Source organism: Hydrogenophaga sp. (assembly GCF_014773545.1).
Taxonomy (GTDB): Bacteria; Pseudomonadota; Gammaproteobacteria; order Burkholderiales; family Burkholderiaceae_C; genus Hydrogenophaga.
Map to the genome: position 1 here is coordinate 1 of NZ_SDDV01000001.1, position 23,257 is coordinate 23,257.

The following is a 23,257-nucleotide window of genomic DNA, read 5'->3' on the forward strand; positions in this document are numbered from 1 at the left end:
GTGAGTTGGGCTAAGTTGTTGATTTAATTGGTGCCGGAGAGATGAATCGAACACCCGACCTTCTCATTACGAATGAGCTGCTCTACCGACTGAGCTACACCGGCAACGCCTTCCATTATAGCCCGGTGTGGTAGCTGGTGATTCGGTCGACCTCGTTTCTGGAGCCTAGGATCACGCTGACGCGTTCGTGCAGTTGGTTAGGCTGGATGTCCAGAATGCGCTGGCGGGCGTTGCTGGCGGCGCCGCCGGCTTGTTCGACCAGCCAACCCATGGGGTTGGCTTCGTACATCAGCCGCAGCTTGCCGGGCTTGCCGGGATCGCGCTTGTCCCAGGGGTACAGAAAGACGCCGCCGCGCGAGAGGATGCGGTGCACGTCGGCCACCATGGAGGCCACCCAGCGCATGTTGAAGTCCTTGCCGCGCGGGCCGCCCAGTCCTGCCAGGCATTCGTCCACGTAGCGTTTGACCGGCGCGTCCCAGTGCCGCATATTGCTCATGTTGATGGCGAACTCTTGCGTGTCGGGCGGGATTTGCAGTTGTTCCCTGGTCAGCATGAAAGAGCCTTGCTCGCGGTCGAGCGTGAACAAATCAACACCGTTGCCCACTGTCAGCACCAGGGTGGTTTGCGGGCCGTAGACGCAGTAGCCGGCTGCCACCTGGTCCCTGCCGGGTTGCAGGAAGTCTTGTTCGCTCACGCCGTGGTTCTGGCCGGGCGGGTGTTCTGGTTTTTTCAGCACGCTGAAGATGGTGCCGATGCTGACGTTGACATCGATATTGGATGAGCCGTCGAGCGGGTCAAACAGCAGCAGGTACTCGCCCTGCGGGTAGCGGTTGGGCACCGGGTAAATGCCGTCCATTTCCTCGCTCGCCATGGCCGCGAGGTGGCCGCCCCATTCGTTGGCCTCGATCAGCACGTCATTGGCGATGATGTCGAGTTGTTTTTGCATCTCGCCCTGCACGTTTTCGGTCTGCGCCGTACCCAGCACGCCGCCGAGCTCGCCCTTGTTGACGGCCTGGCTGATGCTTTTGCAGGCGCGCGCCACCACTTCGAGCAGCAGCCGCAACTCTGGCGGTATGCGGCCGTGCACGCGCTGTTGTTCGACCAGATAGCGAGTCAGTGCGATGCGTTGGGTCATGGGGGTTCCTGATGGGGTTAACGTGAGAGTCGGGCCGCGACTCACTTCGCTCCCCTCTCCCGCGTGCGGGAGAGGGGTTGGGGGTGAGGGAGAACGGGTATGACTTTCATTTTCCGGGGTGGCTTTCAAAGTCATGCCCGTTAATCGGTCAGTGCGCGCGTAACGACTTCGCGCACGTCCTTGCTTAAATCGGTCTTGGCGGCAACGCGGGAGATGGCTTCGCGCGCCGCGCTGCGGTAGGGTTCGGCGAGCTTTTTCCAGCGGTCGAGCGCGCGCGCCAGACGCGCGGCGAGTTGCGGGTTGAAGCCGTCGATTTCGAGCACGCGCTCGCTCCAGAACACGTAGCCGGCGGCGTCGCTGCGGTGGAAAGCGGCCGGGTTGGCGTTGCAGTAGCTAAAGATCAGGCTGCGCGCACGGTTTGGGTTTTTCAGATTGAAGTCCGGGTGCGCCATGAGCTGTCGCACGACGGGCAGCACCTGGCCGGTGCGCTCGGGGGCGCCTGCTTGCACGGCAAACCACTTGTCCAGCACCAGAGCATCGTGCTTGAACAAGGCATGAAAGCGCGCCAGCGCGTCCTGCGCCAGCGGCTGCCCGCTGCGCACCAGGGCCGACAACGCATTGAAGCGGTCGGTCATATTGCCGGCGTCTTTGAAGCGTTGCAGCGCCTTGCCAGGCCACACCGCCTGTCCTGAGCTTGGCCTGTCCTGAGCTTGGCCTGGTCGAAGGGTCGAAGGGTCGTTTTCGCTTGCAGCCAGGCACAGCATGCCCAGCGCCAGGCCGGCCAGGGCGCGCCGGCCACTGCTGCGCGGGTCGGGACGGTAGGCGCCGCTGTCTTTGTGGTTTTCGTAGGCCCAGACCCAGTCGTCGTGCAGTGCCTGGGCGAGTTGTGTGCGCATGGCTTCGCGCACGGCGTGAATGCGCGGCGGGTCGACCACGTCGAGCTGCTCGGCCAAGTAGTTCTCGGACGGCAGGGTGAGCACCAGCTCTTTGAATGCCGCGTCCAGCTCCGGGTGGCGCAGCACGGCACGCAAGGCGTGCAGGCAGGCCGCGTCCAGCGGTTCGCGCGTTGGTGCGCCGCTGGCCAGAACGGCGTGCAGGGCGCGGCGCAGCGTCAGGCGCTGTGCTGCTTCCCAGCGGTTGAACGGGTCGCTGTCACAGGCCAGCAGGCCGAGCAATTGCTCGTCGCTGTAGTCGAAGTCGAGCAGCACTGGGGCCGAGAATCCGCGCAGCAGCGAGGGCAGGGGTTGGGCGTCGATGTTGACGAAAGTCAGGCGCTGGCTGGCTTCGGTCAGCACCAGGGTGCGGCTGCCGACTGTGGCGCAGCTTTCGTGCGCCAGTTGCAGCGGCAGTTCGCGCCCGTCGGCATCGAGCAGACCCAGAGTCAGCGGGATCACGAACGGTTCTTTCGGCGCCGAGCCGGGTGTGGGCGCGCAGCTTTGCGAAAACGTGAGCGTGTAGCTGCGCGCGGCGGCGTCGTATTCGCCGCGGGCGTGCAGGCGCGGCGTGCCGGCCTGGCTGTACCAGCGCATGAACTGCGGCAGCAGGCGCTCCAGATCGCTGTGCGGGTTGGCGTCGGCCATCGCCTGGGCAAAGTCGTCGCAGGTGACGGCGCTGCCGTCGTGGCGCTCGAAATACCGTTTCATGCCGGCGGCAAAGCCGGCACGCCCGACCAGGGTCTGCATCATGCGCACCACTTCGGCGCCCTTTTCGTACACCGTGACGGTGTAGAAGTTGTTGATTTCTGCGTAGCTGTCGGGCCGCACCGGGTGCGCCATCGGGCCGGCATCTTCCGGAAACTGGGCGGTGCGCAGCACGCGCACGTCCTCGATGCGCTTGACCGCGCGCGCCGACGCATCGGCGCACAAGTCCATGCTGAATTCCTGGTCGCGAAAGACCGTCAGACCTTCTTTCAGGCTGAGTTGGAACCAGTCGCGGCAGGTCACGCGGTTACCGCTCCAGTTGTGGAAGTACTCGTGGCCGACCACCGACTCGATGTGGGCGAAGTCGGCGTCGGTGGCGGTGGAGCTATTGGCCAGCACGTACTTGGCGTTGAAGATGTTGAGGCCTTTGTTCTCCATCGCACCCATGTTGAAGTCGGAGGTGGCCACGATCATGAAGCGCTCCAGATCGAGTGCCAGGCCAAAGCGCGCTTCGTCCCAGGCCACGCTGGCGATCAGCGAGGCCATGGCGTGTTCGGTCTTGTCCATGTCGCCCGGTCGCACATAAATTTGCAGCAGGTGCTCGCTGCCGTTGCGCGCCGTGATGCGCTGCTCGCGCGCCACCAGTTGGCCGGCCACCAGGGCAAACAAGTAGCAGGGTTTTTTATGCGGATCGACCCAGCGCGCAAAGTGGCGGCCGTCGGGCAGCGTGCCCTGCTCGACCAGGTTGCCGTTGGACAGCAGCACCGGGTACTGGGCCGGGTCGGCGCGCAGCGTCACGCTAAAGCTGGCCATCACGTCGGGGCGGTCCAGAAAGTAGGTGATGCGGCGAAAACCTTCGGCTTCACACTGGGTGAAAAACGTGCCTTGACTGACGTACAAGCCCATCAGATGGGTGTTTTTTTCCGGCGCGCAGGTGCTGAAAATTTCCAGCTCGAACGGGTCGTCGTCGGTCGGCAGGTTTTCCAGCACCAGTTGGCAGCCTTCGATCTTGAACGAGCAGCCTGCGCCATTGAGCAGCACGCGCGCGAGTTGCAGCTCTTCGCCGTCGAGCCGCAGCGCCTGCGCGGGCTGCGCGGGGTTGCGGCGCAGCCGCATTTTGTTGAGCACCCGGGTCTTGGCCGGGTCGAGATCGAAACACAGATCGACGTTGTCGATCAGAAAAGCCGGGGCGGCGTAGTCCTGGCGGTGCACCACGCTGGGAGGGTCTTGACGCGATGAGCTCATGGGGGTTCTTGTCAAACGCCTTGCTTCAACGAGGCTTCGATGAAGGGGTCGAGATCGCCGTCCAGCACTTTTTGCGTGGCTGAAATCTCGACGTTGGTGCGCAGGTCTTTGATGCGGCTGTTGTCCAGCACGTAGGATCGAATCTGGTGTCCCCAGCCGACGTCGGTCTTGCTGTCTTCGAGTTTTTGCTGTTCTAGCATGCGCTTGCGCAGCTCAAAGTCGTACAGGCGCGAGCGCAGGCGCTTCCAGGCCACGTCGCGGTTGCTGTGTTGGCTGCGGCCGTCCTGGCACTGCACCACGATGCCGGTCGGCATGTGCGTCAGGCGCACCGCCGAGTCGGTCTTGTTGATGTGCTGGCCGCCGGCGCCGGAGGCGCGGAAGGTGTCGGTTCGCACGTCGGACGGGTTGATGTCGATCTCGATCGAGTCATCGACTTCGGGGTACACGAACACCGACGCGAACGAGGTGTGGCGCCCGCCCGAAGAGTCGAACGGACTCTTGCGCACCAGCCGGTGTACGCCGGTTTCGGTGCGCAACAGGCCAAAGGCGTACTCACCTTCGACCTTGATGGTGGCACTTTTGATGCCAGCGGTGTCACCCGGGGTTTCGTCTTCCAGAGTGGTCTTGAAGTCTTTGCGTTCGGCGTAGCGCAGGTACTGGCGCAGCAGCATGCTGGCCCAGTCGCAGGCTTCGGTGCCGCCGGCGCCAGCCTGGATGTCCACAAAGCAGTTCAGCGGATCGGCCGGGTTGTTGAACATGCGACGGAATTCGAGTTTTTCCACCTCGGCTGCGATTTGGGCGGCTTCACTCTCTATGGTGAGGAGGCCGGCGGCGTCACCGTCTTCGCTCGACATCGCGAACAACTCGGTGTTGTCCGACAGCTCGCTGCTGAGGCGATCGAGCGCCAGCACCACGCCTTCGAGCATTTTTTTCTCTTTGCCCAGGTCTTGGGCGCGCTTGGGATCGTCCCAGACCTTGGGGTCTTCCAGTGCCGCTTCGACTTCTTTGAGTTTCAATGCCTTGGCATCGTAGTCAAAGATACCCCCGGAGTTCAATCACGCGCTGGCTCAGGTCGGCCAGTTGGCTGCGGATGGCGTTGCTGCGTTCGGCTTCAATCATGGGGGTGCGCTTTGAATGAGAGAGGGATAAAAGCACAATTTTCTCACGTTTGATTGTGCTGGGTGGTTCAAGCTCAGCGCGCCGACTGCCCCGGTGTGCCAAGCTTTGAGCGGCTTGCGCTCAGGAAAAACCCAGCAGCGTCACCAGCACGCCGCAGACGCCGAGCAGAGCCAGGGCATAGGCGGGTCGGCGCGGTATGTCGCCGCCGCGCGCCATACCGCGCCCGAACAGAAAGAATACAAAGGGGTGGACCAGAAACGGCATGGCAAACACGAAGGCAATCAGCAAGGCAGCCTCGGGGCCGAACAAGCCGCCCTGCAGGGCGGCAAACAGACCGAAGTGCGACAGCGACGAGCTGGCGGCCATGGCCGCGTCGGCCAGCGGCAGGCCCGACAACAACACCAAGCCGCCGAACATTGCAGTCAGTTGCCAGCCGAACGAGAACAGCATCAGAGCCTTGACCTCGGCGCGGTCATCGCCGCCGGCGCGGCGCAGTTGCCCAAACGCGAGCGCGCTGAGGACGACACCACACAAGGCCGCCAGTGCCGTCGGCCACAGCAGCAGCCGACCGGTTTCCAGACTGAAGGCCAAAATGGCGAACAAGAACACGTGGCCGAAGAAGGGCACGCCAATCATGATAGGTGCGCGCCGCTGCGCAATCTCGCCCATGTCGCCGGCGGTGCAGGCGCCGGTCAGGCCGGCGTGCGAGAGCGCGCCGGCCATGCCGGGTGCCAGATTGCGCACCGCCGTCGTATGGCCCAGCAGCATCAGCAGCGAGATGCCGCCAAACATCCACATCAGTTGGCCGAAGAAGCCGTACAGCAGCAACACCGAGACGCCGTCGAGTGCCAGGGCTTGCAGCAGCAGCGAGCCGCCGACCAGGAAGTTGGCCGCCAGCACCACCGGAATGCCACCAAACAGCAGCGCGCGCAGCGCCGGTCCATGGCGCCAACGCGGGCAGAGCCAGCCCAGCAAGATCGCCATCAGCATGATGAAGAAGATGGGCGGAAACGCCGCATATTCGCGCACGCGCATGGCGATCAGGCTGGCTGCCGCCAATGCCAGAATCAGCAGCAACAGTTCGAGTGCGCCTTTGCCCAGATAGCGGCGCTTGTTCTCGACCTGAGCGCCGGGGTCGATCACGATCGCCGCGAACACCAGCCCCAGGTAGGCCAGCAAGGGAAAAATGGCGGCCTGATCGCCGCCCGTGCCCAGCAGCACGCGCACGCAGGCGTCCACGCCCAGCAGCACGAAGAAAGCGCGCACGATGAAAAACAACTGGGTGCGGCCGGTGCCCAGAAGCACCTCGGTCTTGTTGGGCAGCATGGAGTTGTCGGTCTCCATCTGTGCACGGCCAAACAGGCGTCGCAGCTCCTGCCCGCCGACGAAGAATGAGGCCGCCAGCGCGATGATGGTGGCGCGCCCGAGCAAACCCAGCAAGTAAAAGTCGGGCAGGCCGGGCGTGCCGGCCTGGGTCAGTACCAACAAGGCACCCAGGCTCAGGCCAAACACCACGATGATGAGGATGGGCGAGTAGAACGATCCCGCCACCACCGCGCGCGCCACCAGCACGACCGGAATCAGCAGCAGCAGCGTGAACCAGAATTGATTTAGAAAAGCGAACGCGTCGGTCATGGTGCCATTGTCGCAGGGCAGCACGACACAGAAGTTACAGGTTCATCCCAACTGGGCCGCTACCCGGGCCCGGTTCAGAGGCGACCCCTCTTGCAGTTGGTGGCGCACCGGCGACTTGGCGCTGCGCGACGTCAACAGCCATCTCTGGAATCAGGGCTGTGCCGACGACATGTTTAAGTTCGGCTGCTTACCGCATCGGACCAAGTCAAGGTCTGCCTGCTGCTGGCGCTCTACCAATACCCCAAGCAGATCGCGTATGTTGACGCCTTGCTTTCTTCGACAAGCTTCCTTCGACAAGCTTCCTTCGACCCTTCGACCCTTCGACAGGCTCAGGACAGGCCAAGCTCAGGACAGGCCAGGCTCAGGACAGGCCGGTCGAAGGGTGGGCATGGGCTTCGACAGGCTCAGCCCGAACGGGGAACAGGGAGCAAGGAGCGGGGAGCAAGGAGCGGGTGGCGGGTGGCGCGTCATGACGCCAGCAACGAGCGTTCCCCCTTCGGGCTGACAGGCTCAGCCCGAAGGGGGAACGGATGGCGCTCTATCTGAACGGGTATGGGCGTTAGCGCAGGTTGAAGTTCACCCGGGTCGGCTGCTGGCCGGCCAGGGTGAGGTCCACAGCCACCCGCACGCCCACGCCGGTGCGAAAGTTGCCCTCGGCCACTAGGCGGTTTTCACCGGCCGGCGCCAGCTTGACCGTCACCCGCTCGTTGCCCGCAAACAGGGTGGCCTGCGCGCTGGCGCCGGCGGTCGAGACCGGCTTGCCGTGGCTGCTGACGTGCAGCGTCAGGCGCTTGGGCTGGGCCACCAGCTCGTAGTTCAGGTTTTTCACCTCGCGCACCACGCCGCCGTGCTGGGGGCCGTGGTCGTGGCCGGCCGCGCCCGGGCCGGCCCAGGCGGGCGCGCTGGCCAGCAGGCCGATGCAGGCGGCGCCCAGACCGGCGGCGGTGAATGCTTTGAATTTGCAGAGAGAGGTTTTCATGTGAAGCTCCGGTTGAAAAAGAAAGAAAGAAAGAAAAAGAGAGAGAAAGAAAGGGCGCAGGCGATGCGCTTGGAAGCGGCCGGATCAGTAGCTGGTGTCTATGCTTTCCACCACACGCTGGCTCGGCGCTTGGGCCTCTTTGATCATCTGGTGCACGGCGCCAAAGCGCAGGTAAAGTGCGGGCACCACCACCATGTTGAGCAGCGTCGAGCTGACCAGGCCGCCCAGAATCACCACCGCCATCGGGGCCTGAATCTCGCTGCCGGGCTGGCCGGCGGCCAGGCCCAGCGGCACCAGGGCCAGCCCGGTGGCCAGGGCGGTCATCAGTATCGGCACCAGCCGCTCCTCGGCGCCGCGCTGCACCGCCAGCCTGGCGTCGCGCACCCCTTCGTGCCGCACCAGGTGGTGAATGTGCGAGATCATCATCACGCCGTTGCGGGTGGCAATGCCAAACAGCGTGATGAAGCCGATGATGGACGCCACCGACAGCACGCCGCCGACCGCGAACACGCCGATCACGCCGCCGATCATGGCCAGCGGCAGATTGATCATCACCAGCAGCGCGTCGCGCACGCTGTGAAAGGCAATGAACAGCAGCAGAAAAATGCCGATGGTGACCGCCACCGACAGCAGCATCAGGCTGCGCGTGGCGGCCTGTGCGCTCTCGAACTGCCCGCCGTACTCGATGTGGTAGCCGCTGGGCAGCGTGACAGCGGCGGCCACCTGGGTGCGGATGTCGCTCACCACGCTGACCAGGTCGCGCCCGGCCACGTTGGCCATCACCACCATTTTGCGCTGCACGTTTTCGCGGCTGATCGAGTAGGGCGCGCGGTCGTTGCGGATGTCGGCCAGCGCCGACAGCGGCAGGCGCGCGCCGTCGGCGGTGCTGATCAGGGTGGCGCGCACCGCTTCGATGTGGGCCCGCACCGTCGGGTCGTAGCGCAGCACCAGGTCGTAGGCCGCCTGGCCTTGCTGCACCCGGCTGACGCTGCGGCCGGAGAAGGCGGTTTCGATTGCTTGCGAGACTTCGCGCACGCTCAGGCCGTGTTGCGCCAGCGCCTCGCGGTGCAGGCGGATGGTCAGGAACGGAATGTCGATCTGCTGCTCGTCGCTGACGTCAACCGCCCCCGGCACCCCTTGCGCGATCGCCTTGATCTCTTGCGTCAGGCGGCGCAGCTCTTGCAGGTCGGGGCCGAAAATCTTGATCGCGATGTTCGATCGGCTGCCCGAGAGCATGTGGTCGATGCGGTGCGAGATCGGCTGGCCGATGACGATCTGGCTGCCGGGCACGAGCGCCAGGTCGGCGCGCAGCGCGGCCAGGAAGTCCTCCTTGCTGCGCTCACCCATGTTCAGCGTCACCTCCAGCTCCGAGGCCGACACGTCCATGGCGTGCGGGTCGCCCTCGGCGCGGCCGGTGCGCCGCGCCGTGGCCACCACCTCGGGGTGCGAGAGCAGGATGTTTTCCACCATGCGGCCGAGCCGGTCGGACTCCTCCAGCGCGGTGCCCGGCACGGTGGCCATGCCAACGGTCAGGGTGCCCTCGTTGAAGTCGGGCAAAAAGGCACGCCCGGCCAGCAGCAGCGCCACCAGCGCGGCCAGCAAGCAGGCCACGCTCAGGGCGACGACCAGCTTCCAGTGGGCCAGGCTGGCGTCGAGCACGCGGCGGTAGCCGCTGCGCAGCAGGTGGATGAAGCGCGGCTCGGTGTTGTTGCGCACCGCTCTTGAGCTGGGCAGCAGCAGCGCAGCCAGCACCGGGCTGACGGTGATGGCCACCACCAGCGAAGCGGCCAGCGAGACCACGTAGGCCAGCCCGAGCGGGGCAATCAGCCGCCCTTCGACGCCGGGCAGAAAAAACAGCGGCACGAACACCAGGATGATGATGAGCGAGGCAAACACGATCGAGCCCTGGATTTCGCGCGTGGCCTGGTACACCAGTTGCAGCGTGCCGCTGCGCTGCGCCGGCTCCAGCAGCAGGTTCTGGCGCAAGCGGCGCACGATGTTTTCCACCACGATGATGGCGTCGTCGACCAGCGCGCCGAGCGCGATCGCCATGCCGCCCAGCGTCATGGTGTTGAGCGTGACACCCAGCGCCTTCATGACCAGGATCGCCGTCACCAGCGAGAGCGGAATCGCCACCAGGCTGATGGCGGTGGCGCGCGCCGAGAGCAAAAAGGCAAACACGATGGCGACCACCAGAATCGCGCCGTCGCGCAGCGCCAGCGCGAGGTTGTCGATCGAGACCCGGATGAAGTCGGCCTGGCGGAAGATGTGGCGATCGATCTTCATGCCGCTCGGCAGGCCGGCCTGAATCGTCTCCAGCGTGCTGTCCAGCCGTGCGGTCAGCTCCAGCGTGTTGGCACCGGGCTGCTTCTGAATGCCCAGAATCACCGCCGGCTGGCCGTTGTGCGAGCCGACGCCGCGTTTGGGTGCGGCGCCGGTGTCAACCTGCGCCACGTGGCGCACCAGCACCGGCTGGCCGCCGCGCTGGGCCACCACGGTGTTGGCTATGTCGGCCAGCGACTCGATGCGGCCCAGGCCCTGAATCAGGTACTCCTGGCCGCCGGTGACCATGAAGCCGGCCGAGGTGTTCTGGTTCGAGTCGGCCAGCGCCTGCGCCACCTGATCGACCGTCACCCCCTGCGTGGCCAGACGCTGCGGGTCGAGCGTGACCTGGAACTGCCGCGTGTCGCCGCCGATCAACATCACCTCGGCAACGCCGGGGACCGCCAGCACGCGGCGCTGTATCACCTGCTCGGCGGTGCTGCGCAGCTCCATGGTCGAGTGCTGCTTTGAGGCCAGCGCAATGAACATGATCTCGCCCATGATGGACGCCGCCGGCGTCATGCTGGGCGCCTCGATGTCGGGCGGCAGCGCCGCCCGCGCCAGTTGCAGCCGCTCAGCCACCACCTGGCGGGCGCGGAACAGGTCGGTGCCCCATTCGAACTCCACCGTCACCACCGACAGGCCGATCTTGGTGGTGGAGCGCACGCGGCGCACGTCGGGTGCGCCGTTGAGCGCGGTCTCGATCGGGTAGGTGACCAGGTTTTCAACGTCGCTGGGCGCCATGCCGTGCGCTTCGGTCACCACCGTGATGCTGGGGGCGGTCAGGTCGGGGAAGACGTCGACCGGCATTCGGGCGGTTTGCCAGCCGCCCCAGGCCAGCAACAGCAGGCCGGCGGCGATGACGAAAAACCGGTTGCGCAGTGACCACGCGATGATGTGACCAATCATGTGGCCTCCTGCAACTGGGGTGGGTTGGGCCGGCCAGCGGCCCACAAAACAAGGGTGTGTGTCATGGGGCGGCTCCGCTCAGTGGGCATGGCCGTGGCCGATGGCGGCCGCGCCGGTGGCGGCGAGCTTGATCAGCCAGGCGCCGCGCGAAACCACGCGCTGGCCCGGCTGCAAGCCGTCGAGCACCTCGACCCAGTCGCCTTCGCGCGCGCCCAGGCGCAGCGTGCGGCGCTCGAAGGACTCGCCGCCGGTCTGCACGAACACCACCGACAAGCCGTTTTCGTCGATCACGCTGTCGGCCGCAATGGCCAGCACCGGGGCCGCCTGCCCGCTGAACACCTGCGCCTGCACGGCGATGCCGATCGGCAGCGCGCTGCTGCTGGCGCCGCTCAGCTCGAACACCACCGGCAGCGTGCGGCTGATCGGATCGATCACGCCACCCACCGCCACCAGCCGTCCGTTTTGGCCGGGAACGATTTCAATGCCCTCGCTCGCCCCGGCGACGCGAAAGCTGGCACCGACCGGCTGACCGAGTCGGGCCAGATCGGACTCGGCCACCCGCAGCTCCAGCCACAGCGAACGCCGGTCGGCAATGTGAAACAGCAGCGCGCCTTCTTGCACGAAGGCGCCCGGCGCAACGCGCACGTCGACCAGGGTGCCGCTTTGCGCAGCGCGAATCGGCACCCCGCCGCTGGCGCCACCGAACTGGCCCAGGCGTTGTTGTGCGGCGTCCTGCGCGCTGGCCCTGAGGGCTGCGCTGGCGCGCGCGTTGAGCACGCGCTGCTGCGCCAGCGCCCCTTCGCGGTAGAGCTGCTCCAGCCGCGCCAGCTCCTGGTCGGCCAGCGCTTTTTCCACCTCGGCGGCGCGGGCGGCGGCGCGCAGGCTGGCCAGGTCGGTGTCGCCACCCAGGCGCGGCACCAGGTAGGCCAGCAACTGGCCTTTTTGCACCGTCTGCCCGAGTTGCGGGAAGCTGCCGGCGGCTTGAATGCGGCCGGTGGCGGCCGCGCTCAGCAAGGCTTCGCCCTGCGGGTTGGCGCGCACGTTGCCGGTGGCGGCCACGGCGGCGCGAATCGGGCGCAGGCCCACTTCGGCGCTGGCAAAGTCGACCTTCCACTGTTGTTCTTTGGTGAAGGTGATGGCGTCGTCGTCGTGCGGCAGCGGGTCGGCCGCAGCCGCCTGCGGGTCCGCAAACACCGTCACCGGGCCGAGCAGGTGCGTGACACTGAAAGCCGCTGTCTTGACCTCGATGCGCAACTCGTAATCGCCCGCCTGAACGGGCTTGACCGGCAGGCGAAAAATGCCCGGCTGGCTGGCGCTGTCGACGGCAAACACCAGGTCGGGCTGGCCGGGGCTGCTCAGGTGGGCGCTCACGCTGGCGGCGGCCAGGGCTTTGAAGTCGGTCAGCGTGCTCAGGCGCACCAGGAAGGGCGATGCTTGGCCCGCCACCAGGCGCGGAAATTCGACAAACAGCGCCGTGTGCTGGCTGAAGTTAGTCAGTTTTTCCACCCCGGGGCCGGGCTGCTCGGCGTGCGCGCCGGCGGCACCGTTGTGTGGGTGCCCGTGGTCGTCGCAGCCTGACAAAAGGCTCAAGGCGGCAGCGGCAAGCAGGCTGCCCCAGACCAGGCGGTGGTGTTTGCGGTGTGTCATTCGGTGCTCCCTTTCGTTTGCTCGTAGTCGATGTGGACTTCGCGTGCCCGGTGTTCCAGGGCGAGTCCGTTGATGTGGGTTTCCAGCGCGCTGCGGTGCACGTCGAGCAGCTCCAGCAGGCTGGACTCGCCGCCTTGGTAGGCCAGTTCGGCCACACGCAGCAGGCGCGGCAGCGGCTGGGTCGCCTGAGCGCGGAATTGCAGCGCCGCGCTGCGCAGTTGTTCGGTCTGGCGGTGCAGGCTGCGCAGCTCGCTGCTGGCTTTGCTGTGCGCCAGCCGGTGCTCGGCGCGCCAGCGCATCGCTTCGGCACCGGCGCGCTGCTGCGCGGCCTGCTGGCGGTCGTGCAGCGGCAGCGGCACACTCAGCGCCACACTCAGGCCCTGGTGGCGCTCGGTGGCGCTGCGCGTCCAGCGCTGGCCCACGCCCAGGTTCACCTCAGGCAGCCAGCCGCGGGCAGCGGCGCTTTGCTCGAACTCGGCCGCTTCGGCGCGTCGCGCCAGCGCCAGCAGGGTCGGGTTGTGCTCCAGTTGCAGCAAAGCCTGTTCCAGATCGGCCCAGGGCGGCAACAGCTCGCCAGTGAGCGCAGGCAGCGCCGGGGTTTCGAGCAGTTGCGCCAGCCGCGCCCGGGTGCGCTCGAGTTCGGCGCGTTCGCTGGCCAGCCGGGCTTGCGAAGCGGCGCGCTCCAGCGCCAGCCGCTGGCGGTCGAAAGCCGAAGCCTGGCCGGCGCGCACCAGTTTGTCCACCAAAGCCTCGATGCGGGCAAATTCCTGCTCCCAGGCCTGCGTGGCCTCGCTCACCGCCTGTCGGTACAAGGCGGCATGGAATTGGCGCCGAATTTCGCTGGCGCGTTCGGTCATGCGCACGTGACGCTCGGCGTCCACCGCGTCCAGCCGACGCTGCGCCGCCTGGCGCTGCAGGCCGCGCCGCCCCGCCAGGTCGAAAGTCTGGCTCAGCATCAGCCCTTGTTCGACCGTGCCGGCGGCGTCGCCGGCCCGCTCGCGGCTGTAACTCAGTACCGGATTCGGGCCTTGCCCGGCAGCGAGCAGATCGGCCTGTGCGCCTTGGCGCAGGCTTTGCTCGAGGGCGTTCAGGTCGCTGCGGGCCAGACCCATGCGGATCGCTTCGGCCTCGCTTAACGTGAAAGTCGGGCCGCGACTCACTTCGCTCCCCTCTCCCGCGTGCGGGAGAGGGGTTGGGGGTGAGGGAGAACGGGCATGACTTTCATTTTTTGGGGCGCCTTTTAAAGTCATGCCCGTTAGGGCCGGTCGCGTCGCCGCGCCGGGTTCGGATTGGGCCCAGGCTGCGGCGGGCAGCGCGAGCAGACAAAAGCTGCAAACAAATAGGGATAGGGGGCGCGCGAGTCGCATGGTTTTCCTCGTGAAAAAACAGGGGGTACGAAGAACACCGGCGCGCGCAGGTGACAAGCGGGTTTGGCGCTTGGGGCCTGTCGGACTTGGGGCGTCGAAAGCGAAAATCGGCCCCAGCGAGGACAGTTTTTGCCGGATTTGCCGCCCCATAGCCAAGCTATGGGGCAAAAAGACGGTAAAAACGAAGTTTCGCTAAAAATGGATCGCTGCGGTCGATTTGCAGCCGACGATTCCCAAGTCCGACAGGCTCCTAGGGGCCAGCCGCGTGGGTGCAGAGCGTCGCGCCGGTCAGGCGCGCGCTGTAGGCGGAAGATCGGGCAGGGCGGGGATGTGGGACGTAAAGCGCGGCGTCTGCGGCAGCGGTGCGCTGCCAGACGGGCTCAGTCCGAAGCTCAGGTGGGTGGCCAGCAGGTCCACCGTCTGATGGGAATGGGAATGGTGGTGGCCGTCGTCGTGGGGTGCGCTGGCCTGGGCTTGGTCCTGACTCGGCGGCGACGGGTCGTGGCTGTGCTCGTGCTCGTGGGCATGCGAATGCAGGCCCAGCGTGGGCCAGTCTTCGCCCACGTGACCGTGCACGCTCATCGCCAGCGACCAACTGGTCTGCAGCGGAACGAGCAGCAGCAAAAAGATGATGAGCAGGCGCTTCACGGGCAGCATTCTAACCCGTGCAGAATTGCACGCCCTGATACACCCTGATAATCGCCCCATGAATCAGCTTGACGCACTCAAACAACTCAGCACCGTGGTCGCCGACACCAGCGACTTTCATCAGATCGCGGTCTTTTCACCCCAGGACGCCACCACCAACCCCTCGCTGATCCTGAAGGCGGTGCAAAAGCCCGAATACGCGCATCTGCTCAAAGACGCGGTGGCGAAATACGGTGGTCAGGGCCCGGACGAGGTGATGAACCGCCTGCTCGTGTCTTTTGGCATCGAGATACTGAAACACATCCCGGGCCGTGTTTCCACCGAGGTGGACGCGCGGCTGAGCTTTGACACCGAAGCCAGCGTGACGCGCGCGCGCCGCATCATCGACCTGTACCAGGGCGAGGGTGTGCACGTGGACCGCGTGCTGATCAAGATCGCCGCCACCTGGGAAGGCATACAGGCGGCGGCGCGGCTGGAGCGCGACGGCATTCACACCAACCTGACGCTGCTGTTCTCGTTCGCCCAGGCCGTGGCCTGCGGGCAGGCGAAGGTGCAACTGATCTCGCCGTTTGTGGGCCGCATTTACGACTGGACTAAGAAGCAGGCTGGCGCCGGCTGGGACGAGGCCGCGATGGCGGGCGCGAACGACCCCGGCGTGCGGTCGGTGCGCGCGATCTACCACTTCTACAAGAAGCACGGCATCGCCACCGAGGTGATGGGGGCGAGCTTTCGCAGCGTGGGTCAGATCACGGCGTTGGCCGGCTGCGACCTGCTGACCATCAGCCCCGAGCTGCTCAGCGCATTGGCCGCCAGCGAAGCGCCGCTGGCAAAAGCGCTGGACGCCGAAGCCGCAAAGGCGATGGACATTCCGTTCGTGCAATACGACGAGGCGGGCTTTCGCTTCGCGCTGAACGAGGACGCGATGGCGACCGAGAAACTGGCCGAGGGCATCCGCGCGTTCGTGGTTGACACGATCAAGCTCGAAGGCATGATGCGCTGACTGGGGTTCGGCGGCCGGTCCGCCCCCAGCCGATTCGCGTCAACTGAGCCACCCCGGTGTGGTGCGCGGTTCCTGTGCAGCCTGCAAGGTAAATGCCACTTATTGCGCAGGGGTTGCGGATGGGTGGCTGGCGAACAATCGCGCGCCGCTACAGGCTCGGGGGAACGGTTGATACATCACTGGGCCGCATCAATGATAGCCCGAAGGAAGCGCCTGTTTTGGCGCAGACGCTCGCGTTAGACCTTGTTTGTCAGCGTGCTGTCTGTCTTGGTCCGTGCGACGAACACGATGGCCAAAACCTGCACGGGCTGGCGCGGCGCTCAGCGTGCGGCCGGGCTTGCTGCCTGGGCAACGAAAATTTCCACCCGGCGGTTCTGTGCTCGACCTTCAGCGGTTCCGTTGTCGGCCACCGGCTCGCGCGAGCCGCGGCCTTCGGTCTGGAAGCGGTGGGCCGCCACGCCGCGCGCCACCAGGTGGTTGCGCGCGCTGTTGGCGCGGTCCACCGAGAGCGGGTTGTTGATCGCGTCGGTGCCGGTGCTGTCGGTGTGGCCGACGATGTAGACGCTGGTGACCGGGTTGGCGTTGAGCGTGCTGGCAAACTGGTCGAGCACGCGGGCGAAGTTGGGCCGGATCTGGGCGCGGCCGACGTCAAACGAAACGTCGCTTGGAATGTAGAGCTTGAGCCGGTTGTCGGGCGTCTGGCTGACGGCCACGCCGGTGCCGACGGTGGCGCGCTCCATGGCTTCTTTTTGCTCTTGCATTTGGCGCGACCAGACGTAGCCGCCCAGCGCACCGACAGCGCCGCCGAGCACGGCGCCGGTGCCCACGCCGCGCGAGCCGTTGGTGGCTGCGCCCAGCAGCGCGCCGGCGGCTGCGCCAATGGCTGCGCCGGTGGCGGCGTGTTGCTGGGTCGGCGTCATGGTGGCGCAACCGCTCAGTGTCAAGGCGCCAGCCAGGGCCGCGAGGGTGAAACCGCGGCCGCGCAGCAAGGAGAATGGGTTTTGTGTCATGCTCAAAGTCCTTTTGTGTTGGCTGATGGTTGATTGGTGCAAACGCGGGGCGCCGCGCCAGACTTGGGTGTTGGCACGCCCACATCACATCACATCAGTGCCCGATCATGTCATGGTAAGCGCGGCCAGTCTGTCAGAATTTGCGCTGTCACCCCATTTTGATTGGGCTTTGTGTCTTCGATTACATACGATTGCATGCAAACCACTCCACTCGCAGCCAGCGCGCTGCAGATCACGCCGATCTGCCTAGGCACCATGACCTTTGGCGAACAAGTCGATGCAGAGGCGGCGCACCACATTTTGGACCGTGCGCTTGAGCGCGGCGTCAATTTCATAGACACCGCCGAGATGTACGCCGTACCCGCGCGGCCCGAGACCTGTGGCGCTACCGAAAGCATCATTGGCCACTGGTTCGCGCGTCGCCCCGGCGTGCGCCAGCGGGTGGTGCTGGCCAGCAAGGTGGCTGGGCCATCACGCGGCATGCCCTGGATTCGCGGCGACCAAGCCGGGCTGAGCCGGGCCGAAATCATTCAAGCCTGTGAGGGCAGTCTGCGCCGCTTGCAAACCGAGGTGATCGACCTCTACCAGATTCACTGGCCCGCGCGCAATGTGCCCAGTTTCGGCGCGCTGTCTTTCAACCCGGCCAAAGACTGGCCTTGCGCCTCGATGCGCGAGCAGCTCGAAGCGCTGGCCGAACTGGTGCAATCGGGCAAGGTGCGCGCGGTGGGGCTGTCCAATGAATCGCCTTACGGTGTGCACGAGTTCGTGCGGCTGGCGCAGCAGCACGGCCTGCCGACCGTGGCATCGCTGCAAAACCCCTATTGCCTGCTCAACCGCAGCTTCGAAAACGGGCTAGACGAAAGCTGCCACCGCCTGGGCGTGGCGCTGCTGGCCTACTCGCCGCTGGGTTTTGGCTTGCTCAGCGGCAAGTACGACGAGCATGGATTGAGTGCGGGCACCGGCCGCATGGCGTTGTTTGAGACCCTGCGCCGCCAGCGCTGGGGCCGACCTGAGGCGCTTGCCGCTGCGCGGCGCTATAACGCGCTGGCGCGCCAGCACGGCCTGAGCCCGCTGCAACTGGCGCTGGCGTTTTGTTACCGCAATCCGCGCGTGGCCAGCACCATCATTGGCGTGACTTCGCTGGCCCAGTTGGATGAATGTCTGGACGCCTGGGACACGCCGCTGGGCCCGGAGTTGTTGCAGGCGCTGGACCGGATTCGCTGGGAAATGCGCGATCCGGCGCAGTGACGCGGCGCCATAGCGCCAGCCTGTCTTGGCGCCGCCGGCTGCGACCCAGCGGCAACAGGCTTGTTTGATGCTGCTCGATGCAGCTTGAGCGGTGCGCGCGCCCATGCACACAAAGGGGGTGGAAAACGGTGTCATCGGCCCACAGCAGCAAGCTCGCCAAAGGCACGGCCGCGTTGGCCTGGCTGCAAAGGCAGGGCTTGGCGTATTCCTGTCACTGCTACCCGTACCAGGAGCGAGGCGGTGCGCTGCACGCTGCCCGGGCGCTCGGCCTGGACCCGCTGGCGGTGGTCAAGACGCTCATCATGCAAGACGAGGTCGGTCGGCCGCTGGCGGTGTTGATGCACGGCATTGGCAGCGTCTCGACTCAGGCGCTGGCGCGTCAGATCGGCGTCAAATCGGTGCAGCCTTGCACGCCCGGCGACGCGCAGCGGTATAGCGGCTACTTGGTCGGCGGCATCTCGCCGTTTGGGTTCAAGCGCGCCATGCCCATTTGGGTTGAGGCCACGGTGCTGGAGTTGCCCCGCATCTGGGTCAACGGTGGGCGGCGCGGCTTGCTGCTGGGGCTGGCGCCAGCGCTGCTGCTCCAGCCACTGGGCGCGCAGCCGGTGCATGGCGCGCTGGCAAAATAGCCGTTTGCGTCGCTGCTGCGCACCTGCGCGTGGCCCGCTCAACTTTGCAGGAGTCTGGTTTGGAATTCGTCTACGTGCTGCTGCTCACTGCGGCCGCTTATTTGATTGGTTCGCTTTCGTTTGCCGTGCTGGTCAGCCGCCTCATGGGTCTGAGCGATCCGCGCACCTACGGCAGCAAAAACCCGGGTGCCACCAATGTGCTGCGCTCGGGCAGCAAGGTGGCGGCCATTGCCACTTTGTTGCTCGACGCGCTCAAGGGCTGGCTGCCGGTGGTGGCAGTGAAATGCTGGGGCCCGGCCTATGGTCTGGGCGACGGCACGCTGGCGCTGGTGGCGTTGGCAGCCTTTATGGGCCATTTGTTTCCGGTCTTCTTTCGTTTTCGCGGCGGCAAAGGAGTGGCCACTGCGGCTGGCGTGATTTTTGCCGTGCAGCCCTGGCTGGGTCTGGTGGCGCTGGCGATCTGGGCCGTGGTGGCGTATTTCTCGCGCTACGTTGCGTTGGCGTCTATGGTGGCCGGGTTGCTGGCGCCAGCGTTTTTTCTGTTCGGTCACAGCGTACTCTGGGACGCGCCGGGCGTGCTGGTGCTCAGCCTCTCGCTCATGGGCTTGCTGCTGGTCTGGCGCCACAGCGACAACATCAACCGCCTGCTGGCGGGCCAAGAGAGCAAGATAGGGGCAAAAAAATAAGCCCTGGCGCGGGTATTAATCGCGAAAATTATTGAACGACAGCGGCAGGTCTTTCAACTCTGCGCGAATCAGCGCCATCGCGGCTTGCAAGTCGTCGCGTTTGGCGCCGCTCACGCGCACCGCATCACCCTGAATGGCGCCCTGAACTTTGAGCTTGCTGGCTTTGAGCGCTTGCTGAATTTTCTTGCCGTCTTCGGTGCTGACGCCGTTGCGCACCTTGAGCACCTGTTTGACCTTGTCGCCGCCGATTTTTTCGACCTTGCCCTTGTCGATGAAGCGCAGATCGACGCTGCGCTTGGCGAGTTTGTTGCGCAACACATCGTCCACCTGCTGGAGCTGGAAGTCGGCGTCACCGAACAAGGTGATTTCCTTGTCCTTGAGTTCGATTGCGGCGCTGCTGCCCTTGAAGTCGAAGCGGGTGCCGATTTCGCGCGCCACTTGTTCGACGGCGTTTTTCACTTCGACGAAATCGGCTTCGAGTACGGTGTCAAAAGAAGGCATGATGGATCAATCCCGACCGGGTTGTGCAAAGTGTGAATGAGACAATCCGTCCATGTTAGTCGAGAACAATGTGGCGCTCGAGCGCTTGAACACCTTTGGCATCCCGGCGCGGGCGCAGCGCTTGCTGCGCGTGCGCAGCCCGGCCGATCTGGCGCAGCTCATGGCCAGCCCCGCTTGGCCCACTGATGCGGCTCCCTCGGTGTTCGTGCTCGGTGGCGGCAGCAACCTGGTTATCACCGGCGACATCAAGGCGCTGGTGCTCAAAGTCGAGATCGGCGGGCGCCGCCTGCTCGAAGAAACGCCCAAAGGCTGGCTGGTCGAAGGGGGTGCGGGCGAAAGTTGGCACGACTTCGTGGTCTGGACGCTGGCGCAGGGCTGGCCAGGGCTGGAAAACCTGGCGCTGATTCCCGGCACGCTGGGTGCTGCGCCGGTGCAAAACATCGGCGCCTACGGGGTCGAGCTGCAAGACCGTTTTCACTCGCTCGACGCGGTCGATCTGCGCAGCGGCGCGGCCTTCACGCTCGACGCCGCGCAGTGCGGTTTTGGCTACCGCGACTCGGTGTTCAAACACGCGCCGTCCGATCCGCGCGGCTTTGGCCTGGCTGGCCATGCGCTAATCACGCGCGTGCGTCTGTGGCTGCCCAAACCCTGGAGGCCGGTGCTGGGCTACCTGGACCTAGAGCGCAAAATGGCCGAAACCGGCATCGACGCGCCCAGCGCGCAGCAGATTTTTGACTGGGTGGTGGCCGTGCGCCGCGCCAAGCTGCCCGACCCGGCCGTGCTGGGCAACGCGGGCAGCTTCTTCAAGAACCCGACCGTCACGCCCGAGCAGTGCGCCGACATCATCGCGCGCGAGCCCAAGGTGGTGCACTACCCCATGGCCGACGGCAGCATCAAGCTGGCTGCGGGCTGGCTGATCGATGCCTGCGGCTGGAAGGGCAAGAGCGTGGGCAACGCAGCGGTGTATGAGAAGCAGGCGCTGGTGCTGGTGAATCGTGGCGGGCCCGTGCATCCTTGCACGGGCGGCGAGGTCATGACCTTGGCCAAAGCCATTCAGACCAGCGTGTACGAGCGCTTCGGGCTCCGGCTGGAGCCGGAGCCGGTGGTGGTCTGACCTCTTCTCGTGTCAAGGTTCATGGCTGAGGGCTCTGCGCCCGCGCCACGATCCGGCTCACCCGCGACACCGACAAACCCGGCGCCCGCGCCATCTTCGACGGGCTCATGTGCGACCGCCGGTGCGCCCGGCCACAATGGCCTCGTCGCTCACCGCGCGGTGACCAATGTCGCGCCGGTACTGCATGCCGTCAAACCTGATACCTTGCAGCGCGGCGTAGGCCCGCTCACGCGCCTGCGTCACGGTGTCGGCCAGTGCGGTCACGCACAGCACGCGCCCCCCCGCCACCTGCACCCCGCCGTCGGCACTGGCGCGGGTGCCGGCATGAAACACCATCAGGTCGGCGGCGTCGGCGGGCAAACCGCTGATGGCGTCACCCTGGCGCGGCTGCAGCGGATAGCCGGCTGCCGCCAGCACCACGCCCAGCGCCACGCGCGGATCCCATTGCAGCGTGCAGCGATCGAGCTCGACGCGCGTGGCGGCCAGCAGCACCTGCGCCAAGTCGCTTTGCAGGCGCAGCAGGATCGGCTGGGTTTCAGGGTCGCCCAGGCGGCAGTTGAATTCCAGCGTCTTGACCTGACCGCTGGGCGAGATCATCAGCCCGGCGTAGAGAAACCCCGTGTACACGATGCCATCGGCCGCCATGCCGCGCAGGGTCGGCAAAATTACCTCGTTCATGGCGCGCTCGTGCACCTCGGGCGTGAGCACCGGCGCTGGTGAATAAGCCCCCATGCCACCGGTGTTGGGCCCCTGGTCGGCGTCGAGCAAGCGCTTGTGGTCTTGGCTGCTGGCCAGCGCCAGCGCATGGCTGCCATCACACAGCACGATGAAGCTGGCCTCTTCTCCGGCCAGAAACTCCTCTATCACCACCCGTGCGCCGCCCGCGTTATGGGCCACGCCCAAGGCGTTATCGAGCAGCATGAAATCAATGGCTTCGTGTGCCTCGGCCAGCGTTTGCGCCACCACCACGCCCTTGCCTGCCGCCAGGCCATCAGCCTTGATGACGATCGGTGCGCCTTTGTCGTCCACGTAGGCATGTGCCTGCGCCGGATCGGTGAAGGTCTGGTAGTCGGCGGTCGGAATGCCGTGGCGCCGCATGAAAGCCTTGGAAAACGCCTTCGAGCTCTCCAGTTGCGCTGCCGCCTGGGTGGGGCCAAAAATGGGCAGACCGTGGGCGCGAAATTCGTCCACCACGCCAGCGGCCAGCGGCGCCTCGGGCCCCACCACGGTCAGGTCTATGTCCAGCGTCTGCGCCCACTCGCGCAGCGCCACCTTGTCGCTCAAGTTCAGGTTGCACAGCCGCGCATCGCGCGCGGTGCCGGCGTTGCCCGGCGCCACGAACACCTGTTGCACCCCGGCTGATTGCCTGAGTTTCCAGGCCAGTGCGTGTTCGCGGCCACCGCCGCCTATGACCAAAATTTTCATCAGTTTGACCTGCACATCGTTTCTTATTGAAGGCTGCTGCGGGTGCCCGGGGCTGCGGGCCGCCGGGCGCGAGCACAGCGGCGGCTAACGGGCATGACTTTGAAAGGCGCCCCAAAAAATGAAAGTCCTGCCCGTTCTCCCTCACCCCCAACCCCTCTCCCGCACGCGGGAGAGGGGAGCGAAGTCAGTCGCGGCCCGACTCCCACGTTAAAGAGCCAACTCGGCATTATGGAAAACGTCTTGCACGTCGTCCAGGTCTTCCAGCGCGTCGAGCAGTTTTTGCATGCGCGCGGCGTCTTCTGCGCCCAGTGCCATCGGGTTTTCGGCCCGCATGGTCACCTCGGCCAGCTCGGGCTGAAAGCCGGCCGCCTGCAAGGCATTTCTCACCGCCTCGAAGTCAGACACATCGGTCAGCACCTCGATGGCGCCGTCGGCGTCGCTGAGCACGTCCAGTGCGCCCGCTTCCAGCGCCACCTCCATCACCCGGTCTTCCGAGCTGCCGGGCGCAAACACCAGTTGCCCGCAGTGCTTGAATTGGAACGCCACCGAGCCCTCGATTCCCAGCTTGCCGCCGTGTTTGGAGAAAGCGTGCCGCACCTCGGCCACCGTGCGCACCCGGTTGTCGGTCATGGTGTCAACGATGATGGCCGCGCCGCCGATGCCGTAGCCTTCGTAGCGGATTTCTTCCAGATTCACCCCTTCGAGGGCGCCCGATGCTTTGTCGACGTTGTACTTGATGCGGTCGGCCGGCATGTTGGCGGCCTTGGCTTTCTCAATCGCCAGCCGCAGGCGCGGGTTCATAGCCGGATCGCCGCCGCCCTGGCGCGCGGCAACCGAGATTTCACGGATGACGCGCGTCCACACCTTGCCGCGCTTTTCGTCCTGACGCCCCTTGCGGTGCTGAATATTGGCCCATTTGCTGTGTCCAGCCACAAGCGACTCCGGTTTTTTGAGAAGAATTTGGTCTAATGAGCGTCGATTTTACTTTTCTTGCTCTG

The 23,257-nt window shown here is 65.6% G+C and carries 18 protein-coding genes and 1 tRNA gene; 5 read left to right on the plus strand and 14 right to left on the minus strand.

Annotated elements, in window-relative coordinates; genetic code table 11:
• Nucleotides 1-28: 28 nt before the first annotated feature.
• The 10 genes from EST26_RS00005 to EST26_RS00050 all read right to left on the minus strand — a co-directional run bounded on the left by EST26_RS00005 (nucleotide 29) and on the right by EST26_RS00050 (nucleotide 14,646).
• Nucleotides 29-104 (minus strand) — tRNA-Thr (locus EST26_RS00005).
• An 11-nt stretch (nucleotides 105-115) separates the two neighbouring features.
• Nucleotides 116-1,135: a class 1 fructose-bisphosphatase gene (locus tag EST26_RS00010; RefSeq protein ID WP_291064387.1), complete on the minus strand. Its 1,020-nt coding sequence runs from the start codon at nucleotides 1,133-1,135 to the stop codon at nucleotides 116-118.
• A 140-nt stretch (nucleotides 1,136-1,275) separates the two neighbouring features.
• Nucleotides 1,276-4,020: an aminopeptidase N gene (gene pepN / locus EST26_RS00015; RefSeq protein ID WP_291064388.1), complete on the minus strand. Its 2,745-nt coding sequence runs from the start codon at nucleotides 4,018-4,020 to the stop codon at nucleotides 1,276-1,278.
• Between the two features lie 11 nt (nucleotides 4,021-4,031).
• A protein-coding gene (gene prfB / locus EST26_RS00020; protein WP_291064806.1) for a peptide chain release factor 2 occupies nucleotides 4,032-5,136 on the minus strand; the annotation gives its coding sequence in 2 pieces (ribosomal slippage) (nucleotides 4,032-5,054 and nucleotides 5,056-5,136; 1,104 coding nt in all).
• Nucleotides 5,137-5,259: 123 nt separating this feature from the next.
• Nucleotides 5,260-6,774: a hypothetical protein gene (locus tag EST26_RS00025; protein ID WP_291064389.1), complete on the minus strand. Its 1,515-nt coding sequence runs from the start codon at nucleotides 6,772-6,774 to the stop codon at nucleotides 5,260-5,262.
• 559 nt (nucleotides 6,775-7,333) lie between these two features.
• Nucleotides 7,334-7,753, minus strand: a complete 420-nt coding sequence (locus EST26_RS00030; RefSeq protein WP_291064390.1) for a hypothetical protein — start codon at nucleotides 7,751-7,753, stop codon at nucleotides 7,334-7,336.
• A gap of 84 nt (nucleotides 7,754-7,837) precedes the next feature.
• Nucleotides 7,838-10,984, minus strand: coding sequence for an efflux RND transporter permease subunit (locus EST26_RS00035; RefSeq protein WP_291064391.1), 3,147 nt, complete (start codon nucleotides 10,982-10,984; stop codon nucleotides 7,838-7,840).
• Nucleotides 10,985-11,062: 78 nt separating this feature from the next.
• Nucleotides 11,063-12,631 (minus strand): efflux RND transporter periplasmic adaptor subunit, encoded by a 1,569-nt coding sequence (locus tag EST26_RS00040; protein ID WP_291064392.1) that lies wholly within the window; start codon nucleotides 12,629-12,631, stop codon nucleotides 11,063-11,065.
• Nucleotides 12,628-13,791 (minus strand): TolC family protein, encoded by a 1,164-nt coding sequence (locus tag EST26_RS00045; protein WP_291064393.1) that lies wholly within the window; start codon nucleotides 13,789-13,791, stop codon nucleotides 12,628-12,630. The genes EST26_RS00040 and EST26_RS00045 overlap by 4 nt, the downstream gene beginning before the upstream one ends.
• Nucleotides 13,792-14,286: 495 nt before the next feature.
• Nucleotides 14,287-14,646: a hypothetical protein gene (locus EST26_RS00050; protein WP_291064394.1), complete on the minus strand. Its 360-nt coding sequence runs from the start codon at nucleotides 14,644-14,646 to the stop codon at nucleotides 14,287-14,289.
• A gap of 58 nt (nucleotides 14,647-14,704) precedes the next feature.
• On the opposite strand from EST26_RS00050, the gene tal reads away from it, so the two are divergent.
• Nucleotides 14,705-15,646 carry a transaldolase gene (gene tal, locus EST26_RS00055; protein ID WP_291064395.1) on the plus strand — a complete coding sequence of 314 codons (942 nt, stop codon included), beginning with the start codon at nucleotides 14,705-14,707 and terminating at the stop codon, nucleotides 15,644-15,646.
• A gap of 320 nt (nucleotides 15,647-15,966) precedes the next feature.
• Here the strand turns inward: tal and EST26_RS00060 are convergent, their stop codons facing one another.
• On the minus strand, nucleotides 15,967-16,656 hold the full coding sequence (locus EST26_RS00060) for an OmpA family protein (protein WP_291064396.1): 690 nt from the start codon (nucleotides 16,654-16,656) through the stop codon (nucleotides 15,967-15,969).
• Nucleotides 16,657-16,851: 195 nt separating this feature from the next.
• Between EST26_RS00060 and EST26_RS00065 the strand changes: the two genes are divergently transcribed.
• From EST26_RS00065 to plsY, 3 genes are all read left to right on the plus strand, one after another.
• Complete coding sequence (locus EST26_RS00065; RefSeq protein WP_291064397.1) at nucleotides 16,852-17,904, plus strand: aldo/keto reductase; 1,053 nt, start codon at nucleotides 16,852-16,854, stop codon at nucleotides 17,902-17,904.
• Nucleotides 17,905-18,077: 173 nt separating this feature from the next.
• On the plus strand, nucleotides 18,078-18,533 hold the full coding sequence (locus EST26_RS00070) for a YbaK/EbsC family protein (RefSeq protein WP_291064808.1): 456 nt from the start codon (nucleotides 18,078-18,080) through the stop codon (nucleotides 18,531-18,533).
• A gap of 59 nt (nucleotides 18,534-18,592) precedes the next feature.
• Nucleotides 18,593-19,219 (plus strand): glycerol-3-phosphate 1-O-acyltransferase PlsY, encoded by a 627-nt coding sequence (gene plsY, locus EST26_RS00075; RefSeq protein WP_291064398.1) that lies wholly within the window; start codon nucleotides 18,593-18,595, stop codon nucleotides 19,217-19,219.
• A 15-nt stretch (nucleotides 19,220-19,234) separates the two neighbouring features.
• Here the strand turns inward: plsY and EST26_RS00080 are convergent, their stop codons facing one another.
• Complete coding sequence (locus tag EST26_RS00080; RefSeq protein WP_291064399.1) at nucleotides 19,235-19,720, minus strand: YajQ family cyclic di-GMP-binding protein; 486 nt, start codon at nucleotides 19,718-19,720, stop codon at nucleotides 19,235-19,237.
• Between the two features lie 52 nt (nucleotides 19,721-19,772).
• Here EST26_RS00080 and murB point away from each other — a divergent pair, with 52 nt between their 5' ends.
• Nucleotides 19,773-20,834 (plus strand): UDP-N-acetylmuramate dehydrogenase, encoded by a 1,062-nt coding sequence (gene murB, locus EST26_RS00085; protein WP_291064400.1) that lies wholly within the window; start codon nucleotides 19,773-19,775, stop codon nucleotides 20,832-20,834.
• 105 nt (nucleotides 20,835-20,939) lie between these two features.
• Here the strand turns inward: murB and purD are convergent, their stop codons facing one another.
• A complete protein-coding gene (purD, locus tag EST26_RS00090; protein WP_291064401.1) occupies nucleotides 20,940-22,259 on the minus strand; it encodes a phosphoribosylamine--glycine ligase in 1,320 nt (439 codons plus the stop codon).
• A 207-nt stretch (nucleotides 22,260-22,466) separates the two neighbouring features.
• Nucleotides 22,467-23,192 carry a YebC/PmpR family DNA-binding transcriptional regulator gene (locus EST26_RS00095; protein WP_291064402.1) on the minus strand — a complete coding sequence of 242 codons (726 nt, stop codon included), beginning with the start codon at nucleotides 23,190-23,192 and terminating at the stop codon, nucleotides 22,467-22,469.
• Nucleotides 23,193-23,257 lie beyond the last annotated feature (65 nt).